This is a genomic window from Desulfoscipio sp. XC116, from assembly GCF_039851975.1.
Taxonomy (GTDB): Bacteria; Bacillota; Desulfotomaculia; order Desulfotomaculales; family Desulfallaceae; genus Sporotomaculum.
This window is the reverse complement of sequence record NZ_CP156660.1, coordinates 1,118,324-1,133,379: the sequence shown is the minus strand read 5'-3', so window position 1 is coordinate 1,133,379 and position 15,056 is coordinate 1,118,324. Positions and strand designations below refer to the sequence as shown.

General features: G+C 50.3%; 16 protein-coding genes and 1 riboswitch. Of the genes, 2 read left to right on the top strand and 14 right to left on the bottom strand.

What is annotated here, in order from left to right; translation table 11 throughout:
• Positions 1-5: 5 nt before the first annotated feature.
• The 8 genes from hemW to ABDB91_RS05260 form a co-directional block, all read right to left on the bottom strand.
• Positions 6-1,187 (bottom strand): radical SAM family heme chaperone HemW, encoded by a 1,182-nt coding sequence (gene hemW / locus ABDB91_RS05295; RefSeq protein ID WP_347490573.1) that lies wholly within the window; start codon positions 1,185-1,187, stop codon positions 6-8.
• Positions 1,188-1,203: 16 nt separating this feature from the next.
• On the bottom strand, positions 1,204-3,018 hold the full coding sequence (gene lepA, locus ABDB91_RS05290; protein ID WP_347490572.1) for a translation elongation factor 4: 1,815 nt from the start codon (positions 3,016-3,018) through the stop codon (positions 1,204-1,206).
• 75 nt (positions 3,019-3,093) lie between these two features.
• A complete protein-coding gene (locus ABDB91_RS05285; RefSeq protein ID WP_347490571.1) occupies positions 3,094-4,290 on the bottom strand; it encodes a ComEC/Rec2 family competence protein in 1,197 nt (398 codons plus the stop codon).
• Between the two features lie 13 nt (positions 4,291-4,303).
• Positions 4,304-4,504: a DUF3006 domain-containing protein gene (locus ABDB91_RS05280; protein ID WP_347490570.1), complete on the bottom strand. Its 201-nt coding sequence runs from the start codon at positions 4,502-4,504 to the stop codon at positions 4,304-4,306.
• A 154-nt stretch (positions 4,505-4,658) separates the two neighbouring features.
• Positions 4,659-5,462 (bottom strand): DUF3786 domain-containing protein, encoded by an 804-nt coding sequence (locus tag ABDB91_RS05275; protein WP_347490569.1) that lies wholly within the window; start codon positions 5,460-5,462, stop codon positions 4,659-4,661.
• A gap of 243 nt (positions 5,463-5,705) precedes the next feature.
• Positions 5,706-6,044: a hypothetical protein gene (locus ABDB91_RS05270; protein WP_347490568.1), complete on the bottom strand. Its 339-nt coding sequence runs from the start codon at positions 6,042-6,044 to the stop codon at positions 5,706-5,708.
• 58 nt (positions 6,045-6,102) lie between these two features.
• Positions 6,103-7,185 carry a stage II sporulation protein P gene (spoIIP, locus tag ABDB91_RS05265; protein WP_347490567.1) on the bottom strand — a complete coding sequence of 361 codons (1,083 nt, stop codon included), beginning with the start codon at positions 7,183-7,185 and terminating at the stop codon, positions 6,103-6,105.
• Between the two features lie 296 nt (positions 7,186-7,481).
• Positions 7,482-7,823, bottom strand: a complete 342-nt coding sequence (locus ABDB91_RS05260) for a phage holin family protein (protein ID WP_347490566.1) — start codon at positions 7,821-7,823, stop codon at positions 7,482-7,484.
• 125 nt (positions 7,824-7,948) lie between these two features.
• On the opposite strand from ABDB91_RS05260, the gene rpsT reads away from it, so the two are divergent.
• The gene (gene rpsT, locus ABDB91_RS05255) at positions 7,949-8,218 is read left to right on the top strand and encodes a 30S ribosomal protein S20 (RefSeq protein ID WP_347490565.1); all 270 of its coding nucleotides are present in this window, start codon (positions 7,949-7,951) and stop codon (positions 8,216-8,218) included.
• A gap of 157 nt (positions 8,219-8,375) precedes the next feature.
• Here rpsT and holA read toward each other — a convergent pair whose 3' ends face one another.
• The 6 genes from holA to ABDB91_RS05225 form a co-directional block, all read right to left on the bottom strand.
• Complete coding sequence (gene holA, locus ABDB91_RS05250) at positions 8,376-9,389, bottom strand: DNA polymerase III subunit delta (RefSeq protein WP_347490564.1); 1,014 nt, start codon at positions 9,387-9,389, stop codon at positions 8,376-8,378.
• A 317-nt stretch (positions 9,390-9,706) separates the two neighbouring features.
• Positions 9,707-10,210 (bottom strand): molybdopterin-guanine dinucleotide biosynthesis protein B, encoded by a 504-nt coding sequence (gene mobB, locus ABDB91_RS05245; RefSeq protein ID WP_347490563.1) that lies wholly within the window; start codon positions 10,208-10,210, stop codon positions 9,707-9,709.
• On the bottom strand, positions 10,200-10,409 hold the full coding sequence (locus tag ABDB91_RS05240) for a hypothetical protein (protein WP_347490562.1): 210 nt from the start codon (positions 10,407-10,409) through the stop codon (positions 10,200-10,202). The genes mobB and ABDB91_RS05240 overlap by 11 nt, the downstream gene beginning before the upstream one ends.
• Positions 10,397-10,906, bottom strand: coding sequence for a cyclic pyranopterin monophosphate synthase MoaC (gene moaC, locus ABDB91_RS05235; RefSeq protein ID WP_347490561.1), 510 nt, complete (start codon positions 10,904-10,906; stop codon positions 10,397-10,399). The genes ABDB91_RS05240 and moaC overlap by 13 nt, the downstream gene beginning before the upstream one ends.
• Positions 10,907-10,914: 8 nt before the next feature.
• A complete protein-coding gene (moaA, locus tag ABDB91_RS05230; protein WP_347490560.1) occupies positions 10,915-11,895 on the bottom strand; it encodes a GTP 3',8-cyclase MoaA in 981 nt (326 codons plus the stop codon).
• A gap of 235 nt (positions 11,896-12,130) precedes the next feature.
• Positions 12,131-13,540, bottom strand: coding sequence for an ArsB/NhaD family transporter (locus tag ABDB91_RS05225; protein WP_347490559.1), 1,410 nt, complete (start codon positions 13,538-13,540; stop codon positions 12,131-12,133).
• Between the two features lie 184 nt (positions 13,541-13,724).
• Positions 13,725-13,814, bottom strand: a riboswitch (cyclic di-GMP riboswitch).
• Between the two features lie 393 nt (positions 13,815-14,207).
• Between ABDB91_RS05225 and ABDB91_RS05220 the strand changes: the two genes are divergently transcribed.
• The gene (locus tag ABDB91_RS05220) at positions 14,208-14,840 is read left to right on the top strand and encodes a cyclase family protein (RefSeq protein WP_347490558.1); all 633 of its coding nucleotides are present in this window, start codon (positions 14,208-14,210) and stop codon (positions 14,838-14,840) included.
• Positions 14,841-15,056 lie beyond the last annotated feature (216 nt).

Sequence of the window (15,056 nt, the reverse complement as noted above, 5' to 3'; positions counted from 1 at the left end):
AATATTCAGGAAGGAGCAAACTCGCTCATTACCACATTGGCCACCGCCAGGCCGGCTGCGGTTAAGCGCAGGCACTTGCCCCGCGGTTCCAACAAACCTTTATCTATCAGCATTTCCGGCACACCGGGATAAATTTCTTCAAGCGATGCGCCAAACCGCTGCCTGAAACGCTCCAAGTTCAGCCCGCAAGTCATACGCAGCCCCAGAAAAATAGTTTCAAAGATATCGTTTTTTAGGCTGATTTGTTCGGACCAGGCCACCGGCAGCGCCCCGTCCCGCAATTTGGCCGCGTATTCTGTCAGGCCGGTCTCGTTGGCAGTACGTTTTCCCCCGATGCGGGAGTGGGCCGCCGGCCCCAGACCCAGATAACCCTCATTATACCAGTAGACCAGATTATGACGGCACTGCCGCCCGGGCCGGGCAAAATTAGAAATCTCATATTGTTCCCAACCGGTTGTTTTTAATATATCCACAGCCGCCCGGTACATGGCTAAACCGGTTTCTTCGGGACAGGGCGCCAAAGCTCCGCTATCCACCAATTCTTTTAAAGGTGTGCCCTCCTCCAACTGCAGGCCGTAAGCGGATACGTGCTCCGGCTGCAAAGCGGCTACCTGCTCAAGGCAACACTGCCACTCGGTAAGCGTCTGGCCCGGCACCTCAAAGATAAGGTCCAGGTTGATATTGAGGAAGCCCGCCTCTCTAGCCCGCCGCACCGCCATCACCGTCTGCTCGTGCGTATGTACACGTCCCAAAGTGCCCAGCGTAGCCTCGGTGCAAGCCTGAGCCCCCAGACTGAGCCGGTTGACCCCGGCCCGGCGCAGCGCCGACAGTTTGTCCGCGTCCACCGTGCCGGGGTTGGCTTCCATAGTAAATTCCACGCCCGGCGATAAAATGAAATATTCTTTTATTAAAGCTATTATCTCCAGAAGCATGGCGGTTGATAAACAAGTAGGCGTACCCCCACCGATAAAAACGGTGGACAAATGCCACCGCTTTTCAGGCTTATCTCTCACCCGCAGCCCCATTTCCCGGCGCAGGCCGGTAATATAATGGCGGGCGTTCGATTCATTATACGCATATGAAACAAAATCACAGTACCTGCATTTGCGCACACAAAACGGCACGTGTATATACAGAGCAACAGGCAAGCTGTTCAGCAGCGCCGCATTGACATTATTTTTTCCCATCGCACATCCCATATTATTACTTGTTTTCTTCGCCGATGTTCAGCACGGCCATAAAGGCTTCCTGGGGTATTTCCACATTGCCCACCTGCTTCATCCGCCTTTTGCCCTCTTTTTGCTTTTCCAGCAGCTTACGCTTACGGGTGATGTCACCTCCGTAGCACTTGGCCAGCACATCCTTGCGGCGGGCCCGCACCGTTTCCCGGGCCACCACCTTGTTGCCTATGGCGGCCTGGATGGGCACTTCAAACAGATGGCGGGGAATCAGGCTTCGCAGTTTTTCCACCAGTGCCCGGCCCCGCTGGTAGGACTTTTCCTGGTGCACAATAAAGCTTAAAGCGTCCAGAGGCTCCTCGTTTACTAAAATATCCATTTTAACCAGTTTGGACTGCCGGTAGCCCGACCAGTCATAGTCAAGAGAGGCATATCCTCTGGTACGTGATTTAAGCTGGTCGAAAAAGTCAAATATAATTTCGCTCAGGGGCAGGTCGTATTTAACCATCACCCGGCTCTGGCTCATGTAAACCATGTCTTTATAAACACCCCGGCGCTCCTGGCTGATTTCCATCACCGCTCCCACGAAGTCCTGGGGCACCATAATAGTGGCCGCTACAAAGGGCTCCTCCAACGATTCTATTTTGCCGCTGGGCGGCATCAGGCTGGGGTTATCAATCTCCAGCGTTTCGCCGGCGGTGGTATTAACCCGGTATACCACGCTGGGCGCAGTGGTAATGAGACTCAGCCCGTATTCCCGCTCCAGCCTTTCCTGGATAATCTCCATATGCAAAAGCCCCAGAAAGCCGCAACGGAAACCAAACCCCAGCGCCTCGGAGGTTTCAGCCTCATAAACCAGTGACGCATCATTAAGCTTAAGTTTATCCAGGGCATCCCGCAAGTCACCATAGTCATTTGATTCCACGGGGTACAGCCCGCAGTAGACCATCGGCTTGATCCGGCGATAGCCCGGCAGCGGCTCGGCGGCGGGGCGGCGGGCATCCGTAATGGTATCCCCCACCCGGGAGTCACGGGCATTCTTAATACTGGCCGCCAGAAAACCCACCTCGCCGGCCCGCAGTTCGTCCACTAAACCGGGGGCCGGTCTGAACACCCCCACCTCGTTAACTTCAAACTCTTTGCCGGTAGCCATCATTTTAATGGGCAGGCCTTTTTTAATCTTGCCTTCCATAACCCTAAAGTAACAAATAACACCTTTATAGGAGTCATAATGAGAGTCAAAAATCAGTGCCTGCAGCGGAGCATTTTCATCACCCCGGGGCGGGGGAATTTTTTGTACAATTTGCTCCAGGATTTCCTCTACCCCTTCCCCTGTCTTGGCCGACGCCAGTACAGCGTCTTGAGCATCCAGCCCGATAACCTCTTCTATTTCACTTTTAACCCGCTCGGGGTCGGCCGCCGGTAAATCTATTTTATTAATCACGGGGATTACTTCCAGGTCATGATCGATAGCCAGGTAGACATTGGCCAGCGTTTGGGCTTCAATACCCTGGGCGGCATCCACTACCAGCAGGGCTCCCTCGCAGGAAGCCAGGCTGCGGGAGACCTCATAAGTAAAGTCAACGTGTCCCGGCGTATCGATTAAATTCAATACATAATCCCGCCCATCTTTAGCCCGGTAGTTCAAGCGCACAGCTTGCAATTTAATGGTAATGCCCCGCTCCCGCTCCAATTCCATATTATCCAGCACCTGCTCGGCCATTTCCCGCTGGGTCAGAGCTCCGGTATACTCCAGTAGTCTGTCCGCCAAAGTGGACTTGCCGTGATCAATATGAGCAATGATACAAAAATTACGAATAAGATCCTGTCTGCTTTCCAAAGGAATTCCTCTCTCCTTAATAGGTCAACTCATCATATTATAGCATTTGCCGGTAAACGTGAAAAGGACCTTTGACTACTCCTTCGCCGGCCTGAATCCGGCATCCACGGCCTCCGCTTCTGTTTTAAACCACTGCTCGGGCTTGGTATGCCCGTAATAAGTCCCACCCGGCATATGGTAAATCTTTTCGCCCTTGGAGTTAATATTGCCTTTAATCAGACCTCGGCCATCAGCATCCACGTAAACTTGTTCGTTATTCGATACGGGCGCGCCGCCGCCATCCGGACCGCTGTTCGGCCCGGCCTTGTCCGGCTGTCGGGATAAGCCGGGGTTTTGCTTACCGGTGGTTACACTAATCTCTCGTCCGTCGGAGACAAAGACAACCGTACCGTCAAGGTCGGTTCGATATATTTTGATCCCCTGCAGCTTGTCCAAAGTTTCTTTATGCGGGTGGCCATAGTCATTACCGGCGCCGGCACAGATAACCGCGTACCCGGGCCGCACCGCTTGCAAAAAAGATTCTGAAGTTGATGAACGGCTGCCATGATGGCCTACTTTAAGCACATCAGCTTGCACAGATGCACCGCCCGCCAGCATTTCCGCTTCCGATTGCTCCCCGGCGTCACCCGTGCAAAGGAAACTAACCTCACCGAAAGTTATCTTAATTACCGCCGAGTAATCGTTCATATCCTCGTATTTAGTGTTCTGCGGAGCCAACATTACCGCCCGGACCGAACCGTCATCCACCAGCTTGAGGCCTGCTTTAGCGGCGGTAACCTTTAATTCCTTATCATCTACGGCTTTAAGCACATCCTCAAATGTTTGGGTAGTGGCAGTTACCCGGGGCATAAATACCTGCCCAATGGTAAATTTCTTAATTACCATATCCATTCCACCAATATGGTCCGCGTGGGGATGAGTGCCGACAAGATAGTCAATTCGCTTTACCCCGGCCTCGGTAAGGTAATTAATCACTGTATCGCCGTCATCGTTATCGCCGGCGTCAATGAGCATGTTTTGCTTATTGGGTAACTGCACTAAAATACTGTCACCCTGACCGACATCAATAAAATGTACTTTTAACCGGCCGGATGATGTATCGTCGGAAGGCCGTACCGCATCAGCCTGCTCAGTACCCGGTTGGTTCGGCTCAGGACCGGAAGAGCCGGCGGGTACTACAGGCCCGTTGTTACAGCCGGCGGCCAATAATATAAATACAGCCATGACAATAGTGCATAATAGCCCGCGTTTTTTGCTTTTATTTTGCGGCATAAGTCAGCGTCTCCTAATCGGTAAACACTTTATCGGCCAGGCGGGCTATGGACTCTTTTCTTTGCCCGGTAGCTTCCTGATCCACCGTAACTTGGATGTTCACCACATCGCCGGGCCTGGCAGTCTTGGGCACCAACACCTTGGGAATATGAAATATCCTTCTTTTATACTCTATCAACGCATACTCACCTTCAAAACGATCAATTACCAACATTTAATCACGCTCCACTTCAGTATAAAAACAACCGGCTAAAATAGCCGGCTAACAGTTATTATAACATCAAACGTCAAATTTACATATCAACTTTACAAAGTTAATTACAACAACATATTTATAGTCACGCACCGGTCAATGTTTCCGACATCATTCACTTGCCATGTCTAGCGGTTATTTTTTCAAACATCGTGACAATACCGCTGCAGAGCATATGAATGGAATCTATATCGAGATTCTCCTGGGCCGCCTGGTCAAAGAATAGATTGACCCGGGCCTCCATCCCCGCTTCCTCCGGCATCCAGCAACTAATCAGTATGGGCATTTTAGGCAAAGTATACAGTATGTACGCCATATCTGAAGAAAAGATATCCCTGACCGGCTTGCCAAAGACAGCAAGCAAGTGTTCAAAAAGATCAACATCGTGCTCAGCCATCTTCTGCAGTGGTTTTTCACAGCGCTGCTCAAAAAGCGGCTGTCTGATGTGTCCATTGCGCAGTTCTCTGAACGCAACCCAGCTGCCGGAAGGATTTTTCCCCTTACCAGTTATTATATAATTAAGCAGCGGCACCGTCACCCAAGTATTGACATGGATAGCTGATGTAACGTTACCGGCGGCATCAACATGAAAGTCCTTGCCCAGGATTTTTATAGTCAATTTGCCGTCCGCATAAGACCCGCCCAATCTTGGGGCCACGGCGGATAAATCCACGCCGGCGAGGTCTCTTTTTAATTGTTCCAGCATTTGTTCCTGCTGCTGCGTAATTCCCCGCGGCCTGACAACTTGACCATCTATCTTTTGATTGTCGCCGCCTTCCATGTGGGGACATTCAGCAATACTTTTATTGCCTTTAAATACCGCATCGGCAAAAGCCAGGCAGGTTCGCACACCGCATTGCCGGCAATTGGATTTGGGCAGCAGTTTGTAAATATCCAGTGGGCTTTTAATTTGCGTCATTTGTTTGTTACCCCTTTCATATGTCCAATACCATGCCTGTTAGAGATCAATTAATAATAACACCTGCTGAATTGTAAGGATATTAACTATATATACATTTAGCTGTCCGCGTGACTAATTCCTGCCTTTACAGGCCTAAATAATAAGAAAAACGCTTTTTACTCGATTTACCGGGTAAAAAGCGCAGTAATCGACCGCATACAGTTATAATTCAGCGACGGTCAACCGTGACTATTATATCTATTATGGCCAGTCAATACTCTCACGTATTTTTTGCTGCACCGGGGCCAGCCGGCGGTTTATTTCATCCCGCCCAATGCGGTATAATGCACCGGCCTGTTCAAACATTTGATAGAGTTCGTCGCTATCCGGCCAGTTGCAGCCGTCCAGCGACAAGGATAGATTTTCGCCCAGCAGGCATACTTCCAGCTCTTCGCCCGCCGTACGCCAATTAAGCAGTGTTAAAGGCTCTTCAGGCGCCACCAGGCGGTTATAGTTGGTTAGAGCAATATTTGCGCCAAAAAAAACCAGGCCGATACATATACCCAAACTAACCAGCAAGGATTTACTTGGTATTTGCATAACATCACCGTTTGCTTGCTTTTATTACTTATTTTCACCATATTAGGTTTTTTTATGCTTACTCGCTATCTAAATTGCGCTTAACCATTTCCGCTACGGGACCGGCCAGCATGCGTGCGGCAAGTACCGCTTCCTCCGTAGAATTACTGACGCTGCCCACTTCCAGCAGCACAGCCCGGGGATGCAGAAACTGGTTATACCGTCCCTCCAGGATGCGGACTCCCAGGCACAGCCCGGGACTCTCTTTGTCGATTTCAGCCGCTAATTCTTTCGCAAAAGTATAGTTTTGCCGCCAGGCGGGGAAAGGTGACCGGGCATCGGAGCCAACGACTATCAACACCGGGGCCACCTGCTGCCCGTCCACCGTAACCAGGCTGTCTTTCCGCGGCTTGCCCGCGTCGCGGTGAATATCCAGCACCACCTGCACCGCCGGATTATCCTCCAACAGTTTCTGCAAAGTTTCCTGAGATTTAGTGTAAGAGCTGTTGTAGTTGGCATCGTTAATAGTATCGGAGCGGGCTACCCGTACCCCGTATTTTTTTTCCAACTCCTCCTCCAGGGCTTCGGCCACCTTCACTACCCCGCCCCGCTTACCGGTAAGCCGCTCCATACCGTCCGTCAGAGCATAGGTCTCACCAGTGTGAGTGTTATAAATAGCCACCAGACTTTCCTCCGAAAGAGACGGAGCGTTTACCACCGCTTCCTCATCAGGCAACGGTTCAATTTCAGACACCATTTCAGGTGACATTACCGGGGCCACCGGTTCATCCCCGACTGCTTCGGCTAAAAAAGGCATCTGATAGGCTAGAATATGCAGCGGACGCTGCGGGTCGGGGCGAAACATCCGCGCCAGCGGAGTTGCCAGGACACCCGGCCCGACCGCCTGGGGGACATCCTCCCGGCTCCCCGACCAGGCCAGGACCGGAACGGCCACCCGCATAATACCACGGGGATCGCGGTCACTCCACGACAACAAAATATTCAATAACCCATGCCCGGCCCCGCTTAGACCGGGAGACAAAACAACCAGGCAATTGCTTATCAGTATTAGCAGCGCCAGGATCAGTATCACATATTTGACCGGACCAAGCCCGGTACGCGGCCTGTACCGGCGATAGCGATAATGATATGCGGGGTGCATTAAATCTCCCCCCTTATTAACTCGGTGTTATCCGACTGCAGTACCGCATCATGCAGCGCCACACCCTTTCTTTATGATAATGACTTGTCTTATACTATGCCCGAACCGGAGTGATTATTACCACCTGGTAAGCACCCGGAAAGCACAGGGATGGCGCGTTCCTTACCACGCCTGTCCAACAGCTAAACCCCCACCGTTTTAGCGGCGGGGGTTTAGCTGTTGGACAAGCATGTGGATAACAATTACATAAGGCACCCACAAGCTTGACAAGCTCGTTTGCACCAATAGCCGACGCGTTAGCGCAGTACCGTGGGCACCACGGCGTCAATAAGACCGACTACGAAAGCCGAAATTAACGCACCCACCAGGCTGACGCTGAGCATATTGGGTATAATGAATTGTGCCAGATAGATCACCACGGCAGCGGTAATAAAACCCACAATGCCGCGATTCTGCGGTGAAATTCTATCACCCAACAGCGCCTCGGCCACATAGCCCAGCACCGCAATCACAGCAGCGGCGATTAATGCACCGGTAAAGCCACCGTGTACGACGAAACCGGGAGCCAGCCAGCTAACAACTATTAGTACAAGTGCTGAAACGACAAAGCGAATGGCCAGTCCGATCCATTGTGTCATTTATGCTTCACCTCCTTTTCTTGATTCTATAATTAGGATTAACCAAAAAAACCGCCTGTATACCAGGCGGTGCTTGCATTTTTTTTAAGCTCATGGTAAAATTGACGCTGTTGGGAGGTGAAAAAATGCCTAATATTAAATCTGCTGCCAAACGAGTGCTCATTACGAAGAAGCGCACCGAGCGCAACCGGCATATTAAATCCACGGTTCGTACAGCTGTCCGCCGCTTCCAGGAAGCAATAGTTGCCGATAACAAGGAAGACGCTCAAATGAAATTACGCCGGGCACTTGTTACCATAGACAAGGCGGTTACCAAGGGTGTACTGCATAAGAATACCGCAGCTCGTAAAAAATCCCGTCTGACCAAGTTCTTTAATAAGAATATCGCGGGATAGTGAATTCGTTCCGCTTAAAGCTGAACATCGGGGCTTCAGATGGGGATTCCGCCCTACTTGAAGTATAGAATAAAAACTCCCTCTCATAGAAGCGGGAGTTTCGAAATTTGATAAACTACCACCCGGTTGCGAAAAAACATGGGTGGTTAATTTATTTTTAAGCACAAATTTTTAAAACAAAAGTCTCCATAGCGGGATAAAAGTCCACCAGGCCGATTTTTATATTATGATCAAGCTCGGTAAGTTTATTTAAAGCCTTCACCAGCTGCTCCAGCGGAAAATTTTGACGCTGGGCATAAATTTTTTTATATACAAAAGGGTGTATCTTTAGGAGAGATATGATTTGCTCCCGCGATTGACCGGCCCGGGCCAGTCCCTGCACCTGCAATATTAGTCTGAACTGCCTGGCCACCATACCAATAATCTGCTGGGGCTGCTGTTTTTGCAGCAGCAGATTGCGAATACCGGACAACGCCCGCACGCAATTCTTTTCCCCAATGGCGTCAACCACTTCAAATATATTTTCCTCCACCCGGGCCGCGACCAGCTGCCGCACCACCTCAATACCGATAGTTTTGCCCGGTTCCGTATAGCAAGCCAGCTTCTGCATTTCATGATAAAGAGTATACATGTCCCGCCCACAGCGGGCCAGCAATTCTTCCGCAGCCTCCCGGTTGATAGCGCAGCCATCTTCCCGCGCCCGCTTGGCCAGCCACTTGATTAGATCGGCCGGCTTTAACAAGGTAAATTCGATAGTCCGCCCCGCCCGGGCTGTTTCCTTATAAATCTTTTTACGGCGGTCCACGTTTTGGGCCGAATCAAATACCAGGCAGGTACCCGGACATGGGGCGGCTAAATAATCCAGCACATATTTTATCTCCCGGTCATTCTTTTCCGCAGACGCCTGGAATATTTGCGGACTTTTCACCAGTACCAGCCGCCGCCCCGGTATAAAAGACGCGTAAGCAGCGGCAGCAACGATTTCTCGCCCCGACATTACTGAACCGTCCAACACCTCAAAGTTCAACTGTTCCCCGCCCGGAGGCAAAACGTATTCTTTGAGGCGCTCAACGGCCTGCTCCCGCAAATAGCCTTCCGGACCATAAAACAAGTAAACCGGAGCAACATTCCCTTTTTTTAGTTCGGCCAGGAAATCAATAAAATATTTCATAAAATATAACACCGCCGCGCATAGTCTATAAAACATCCTGAAAAAGCTTAAGGTTACTTGCTTCCGGCATGCCTGCAGCTGTCATTGCGAGCATAAGCGAAACAATCCCGGACTCCAAAGCAGATCCCCAAAGAAATGCGAGCTGCAAAGCGGAGATTGCTTCGTCGCTTCGCTCCTCGCAATGGCATACTTTCAAGTGTTGCAGGTTTTATGCATAGCAACGACGCACTCTTAGGCATCCGCGGGTTTTATGCATAGCTATGACAGACTAAGCTAATTTTCATCCTCTGATAGTGCCGTACAAACGGCATGGAGGTCTATAAAAATTTCTCTAATATAAAATTCGCCACGGCGGGGATATCTCCTACCGCAAAACAAGGCACCTTTTCCGCGCCAGGGGAGCAATCCCCCACCACAGCTACCAGCTGCCCGGGCCGGGCCGCGGGCCGGGCCTCGCCGTAACCGGCCCGCCGCACTTCCAGCTGAGGATATGGCCCCTCTTTATAGCCTTCGGTGAAAACCAGGTCCACACCACACATTAAAGCGGCGATGTCACCGGGGTCAGGGTCGCCTTCCATCTCCATAACCAGGCCGACCTTGCCGGGTCCGGCAATAGCGGTACAGACCGCCCCGGCCTGTGCCACACGCCAGCTGTCCTTACCCGGCTTGTCCATTTCAAACGGTCCCCGGTGGTGCTTGATTACTCCCACCCGTACCCCCCGGCCACGCAGTTCGGCCACTAATTTCTCAAGAAAGGTGGTTTTGCCCGTGTTGGCCCAGCCCACTACGGAGATTAACGGAGGATTACTGTTATTCGCCAATGACCCGCACCTCATCGCCCACTCTTATTTGCCCCCCGTTTAAGACCATTTCCAAAGCCAACAGGCCAACCCGCCTGTGCCAAGACCCGGCATGCGCGTCACTTTCCAGACCAAGCTCCGCCGCCAACCGGCCGATACCGGCGTTCTTTCTGTGCATTCTTTTTCCGAGGCTGGTGCAAACCGCTGCTACGTATCCCACAGCTGCTCACCTTCCCTCTCAAATGTGCCGCTTTTGCCACCGGTCTTATGCACCAGTCTAACATGTCCCAGCACCATCTCCCGATCCACGGCTTTGCACATATCATAAACAGTCAACCCGGCCACGGTAACCGCCGTCAGCGCCTCCATCTCCACCCCGGTTTTGCCGGTGGTGCGCACCCGAGCCTGAATCTGCACCCGATCAGGCGGCTGCAAACGAAAATCCACGTTGACTCCGGTCAACGTAATGGGATGAGCCATAGGAACAAGCCGACCCGTCTGCTTGGCCGCCATAATCCCGGCCACCCGGGCCACGCCCAGCACATCACCTTTAGCCACCCCGCCCCGGTCAATCAGCTCCAGCGTGGCGGGCTGCATGAGTACCTCGCCCCGGGCCACTGCCACACGCACGGTGTCATCCTTGCTGCTGATGTCCACCATCCGGGCAGCGCCGCTGCTGTCGAAATGATTCAAACCCCGATAACCATTATCGTTCATAAATATAATCAACCTCCGATTTGAGACATGATGCGATCGTCCTTCTGCCAGCCGGACGCCAGGTCATGAGCGTCGGGCTTGGCCATAACAGCCTCCTGGAAAACACGGGCCAGTTCACCAGGGCCGGCACCGGCTCGCAGCGCTTGTTTCAAGTCGATTTCTTGCCGGCTGAACAAACAGGGCCGCAGTTGCCCGGTAGCTGTCAGGCGCAGCCGGTTGCAGGTAGCACAAAAATGATTGCTCAACGCCGAAATAAAGCCGACAGTACCCTCGGCTCCGGGCAAACGGCTGTAGCGAGCCGGGCCACTGCCCGGAATTTTCTCCTCATCTATCAAATTACCCAGCGCTCCGGTGATTAATTCCCTGACTTCTTGACTGGAAATAAACTTTCCCCGGGACCAGGCATCGGAAGTACCGATGGGCATTAATTCAATAAACCGGACATGCAGGGGCCTGTCCAAAGTAAGTTTAGCCAGATCCACTATCTCATCGTCATTAAAACCCCGGATAGCCACGGTATTTATCTTGACCGGCTCAAGACCGTTTTTTAAGGAGGTGTCGATACCGCTGCGCACCAGATTAAGTCGGCCGCCCCGGGTAATACGATGAAAACGCGCCGGTTTCAAGGTATCCAGGCTTACATTGACCCGTTTTAATCCCGCCGCCTTTAAATCAATCGCCATATCGCCCAGTAAAATTCCGTTGGTCGTCAATGCAATATCATCTATTTCAGGAATATTACTCAGTTGTTTAATCAAATCCAAAATACCACGGCGCACCAGCGGCTCCCCGCCGGTAAGACGCACTTTTCTGATACCTGCCAGCACACCGGCATTAACAACGGCGGCGATTTCTTCTATAGTCAATATTTCCCTGTGGGGTATGTTTTGAACTCCCCTGGCCGGCATACAGTAGACACAGCGCAGGTTGCACCGGTCGGTCACCGAAATGCGCAGATAATTAATTTGCCGTTGGAATCTGTCCTGCATTTTTACACCTTCTTAACTTCATAAATTCTAGCCGACTGATAGCGTCCTCTCTTTGCTGCAGCAGAGTCAATGTAAAGGCAGCCACATAGGCCGGCAGCAAAAGAACTAATAAAATAAGCAGGGTCTGTGCAGGGAGACTATCCCCCACAAACCCTGCCTGTTTACATTATACTAGAAGTAACATACCTCGTCCAGTTCGCAATACCCGCACATTAAATCAAGTATTTTACAGACATTACTTCTTAAACAATTTAGCATCAGAATACGGCACGCCGGCGGAAGTTTTATCTTTCCCCAACCGGCCAAGCACCGGCACCAGAACTAAGCCAAAGGCCAAAGTAGCCAGCATAGCCATTGTGGTATGCAACATATACCAGGCAAACAGATACAGCATTGAAACAACAATGGAAAGAATCATCAACGGAAAGGCCACCTTAAAAAACGTCATAAAAGTTATGTGTGATCCTCTTTTTTCCGCCATACCTATAACCACCACATTGGCCGAAGCACCGATAATAGTACCGTTACCCCCAAGGCAAGCACCCAGAGACAGGGACCACCACAGGAAATTCAAGTCCTGGATACCGCCCAGGCGGCCCATATCCTGAATCAGCGGAATCATGGTGGCCACAAAGGGAATATTATCCACAAAGGCCGAGGCGATAGCTGACAGCCACAAAATTAAAATACCGGCGGGCAACAGTTCCCCACCCGTTACATCGAGCGCCAACCTGGCAATAGCTTCAATAACGCCTACTTCTTCCAAAGCGCCTACCACTACAAAAAGCCCGATAAAGAAGAAAATAACCGGCCACTCCACCGCATGAAAAGCATGCTCGGGATCCATACGTGTCACCAGCAGCAAAAGCGCGGCCCCGGTCATAGCGATTACCGAACTCTCCAAATGCACAAACTGATGCAAAACAAAACCAATAATAGTTAAACCCAGCACAGTCACACATTTTTTTAGCAAAGCAGGATCTTTAATCTCAGCCTTTTCATCCATATTCATGATATTTTGCATTAGCTCAGGCTCGGTAAAGATTTGCTTTCTGTATATCAATTTCAAGATAAATAAAGTAATAATATAAACAACCACCACTACGGGAGCCAGATTAACGGCAAAGTCCATAAAACCCAGACCGGTAGCACTGCCTATCATTATGTTGGGTGGGTCTCCAATTAAAGTAGCCGTACCGCCAATATTGGATGCCAGTATTTCCACAATCAAAAAGGGTACAACATTAACCTGAAGCTGCCGGGCTATGGCAAAGGTTACCGGAACAATGAGCAGCACAGTGGTCACGTTATCCAAAAGAGCCGATAACACGGCAGTAATTAAACCCATAGCGGCCATAATATGCACCGGTTCACCCTTGGCCTTTTTAGCAGCCTTGACGGCCAGGTATTCAAATACTCCGGTTTGCCTGGTAATGCCGACAATAATCATCATGCCTACCAAAAGTCCGATGGTATTAAAATCCACAAAGTGAACGGCTTGCTTTTCGCTGACAATACCCGCTATGATAACTAATGCCGCACCGCAAAAAGCAGCCACAGCCCGGTGAATCTTTTCGGATACGATAATGGCATAAGTGACCAGAAAAACAGCGGTAGCAAATATAACTTGATTATCTGTGTGCATAATCATCTCCCTTTATGTGATATTTTAGCAACTAACCCGCATAACTTACTTAACTAACGAGGTTTACATAGATTAATTTTTATAAGATCCTTATAATACACCGTTTTAAACACCCCCTCCAAAAAAGATAAAAATAAGGGGGGGGCAGCCCAAAAAAAAGACTACCCCCCCCAGCAGTCGATACCGTTACAGCCCGGCCATCGTAGGTAATGATATACCCTTAGATCCGTAACTTTGGCGTCCCTGGCTTTTACCAGGTTTGCCTAACCCGTGGAGAGAAACAAGTATTCAATTAATCTTAATAATATATCTTAAATATTATATAACAGGTTTATTGACCGGGCAAGCCGGCAAACGGCCTTTCAGCTTAATTAAAACGCCATAGCTGCGAATAGCTTGTTATTTAAAAATATTATGGTCTTGTGATTTATTTTTCATTGACATGACCATGTAAGCTTTTAAAAAACAATGGTTTGGCAAGGATGCCCCCCGCATTTGACTAAAAATAAAAACACTTTATCCCCGGCAAGGAATATCCGTCGTACCGGGCGAAATATGATACAAGCTAGCATCATCATAACAGCACATGTATTCAATATGCTTGCCAAGCGGATCGACGTATAAAACGAGCTATGATCATGATAACGACACAAGGAAGGTGTATTCTATGCAATTTATAGACCTGACCCATCCCATCGCCCCGGATATGCCCGTATACCCGGGCACCGAACCACCTCGGATTACCGAGCCACGCAGCATAGCCCAAAACGGCTTCAGGGAAAAATCGCTCACGATGTACTCCCATACCGGAACCCATATAGACGGCCCGGCTCATATATTAACGGACGGCATTACTCTGGATAGCCTGCCACCGGCACATTTTTACGGCACAGCCGCGGTACTTGATGTATCCCGGGTCCAAGGGCCGGAGATATCTATCGATTTTATTCATTTGCCACCGGATACAAGTATCGATTTTGTTATTTTTTACACCGGATGGTATCATAAATGGGGTAAGCCCGCTTTTTTTAAGGGTTTTCCCGTACCATCCCTTGAAGCGGCTCGTTATCTGGCAAGCCGGGGAATCAAGGGTGTGGGTACCGATGCCATCTCTATCGACCGGCCGGATACCGCGGACTTCATTATCCATAAAACACTGTTACAGAAAAATATAGTGATCATTGAAAATTTAACCAACCTGGCCGGTTTAACAGGCCGCTTATTTACGCTGAGCTGCTTTCCGCTCAAAATAAAGGCCGCGGATGGCGCACCCGTGCGGGCTGTCGCCATTTGTCATTAAGCTTGCCGGCAAACTGAACTCGTTCAGCTAAAGCTGAACATCAGTGCTTCAGATGGGGATTCCGCCCCACCTGAGGTAAAAATGGGAGGGACTGTTGCACAACGGGCTAAATAGTTCATAGTGCGGCGGCTCTTGGTAAAGATACCGGATTATTACCGGAATAATTGGCCGAATCCAGGAAAGGGAGCATCGCTCACTACTCCAAGAAAGTAGTTT

Coding starts and splice junctions, on each gene's coding strand:
- holA (WP_347490564.1), bottom strand. CDS start 9,389: ATGAAATATTTTATTGATTTCCTGGCCGAACTAAAAAAAGGGAATGTT.
- spoIIP (WP_347490567.1), bottom strand. CDS start 7,185: ATGCACCCCGCATATCATTATCGCTATCGCCGGTACAGGCCGCGTACC.
- ABDB91_RS05275 (WP_347490569.1), bottom strand. CDS start 5,462: ATGACGCAAATTAAAAGCCCACTGGATATTTACAAACTGCTGCCCAAA.
- ABDB91_RS05225 (WP_347490559.1), bottom strand. CDS start 13,540: ATGCACACAGATAATCAAGTTATATTTGCTACCGCTGTTTTTCTGGTC.
- ABDB91_RS05260 (WP_347490566.1), bottom strand. CDS start 7,823: ATGACACAATGGATCGGACTGGCCATTCGCTTTGTCGTTTCAGCACTT.
- ABDB91_RS05270 (WP_347490568.1), bottom strand. CDS start 6,044: ATGCAAATACCAAGTAAATCCTTGCTGGTTAGTTTGGGTATATGTATC.
- rpsT (WP_347490565.1), top strand. CDS start 7,949: ATGCCTAATATTAAATCTGCTGCCAAACGAGTGCTCATTACGAAGAAG.
- moaC (WP_347490561.1), bottom strand. CDS start 10,906: ATGAACGATAATGGTTATCGGGGTTTGAATCATTTCGACAGCAGCGGC.
- ABDB91_RS05220 (WP_347490558.1), top strand. CDS start 14,208: ATGCAATTTATAGACCTGACCCATCCCATCGCCCCGGATATGCCCGTA.
- ABDB91_RS05280 (WP_347490570.1), bottom strand. CDS start 4,504: ATGTTGGTAATTGATCGTTTTGAAGGTGAGTATGCGTTGATAGAGTAT.
- hemW (WP_347490573.1), bottom strand. CDS start 1,187: ATGGGAAAAAATAATGTCAATGCGGCGCTGCTGAACAGCTTGCCTGTT.
- ABDB91_RS05285 (WP_347490571.1), bottom strand. CDS start 4,290: ATGCCGCAAAATAAAAGCAAAAAACGCGGGCTATTATGCACTATTGTC.
- moaA (WP_347490560.1), bottom strand. CDS start 11,895: ATGCAGGACAGATTCCAACGGCAAATTAATTATCTGCGCATTTCGGTG.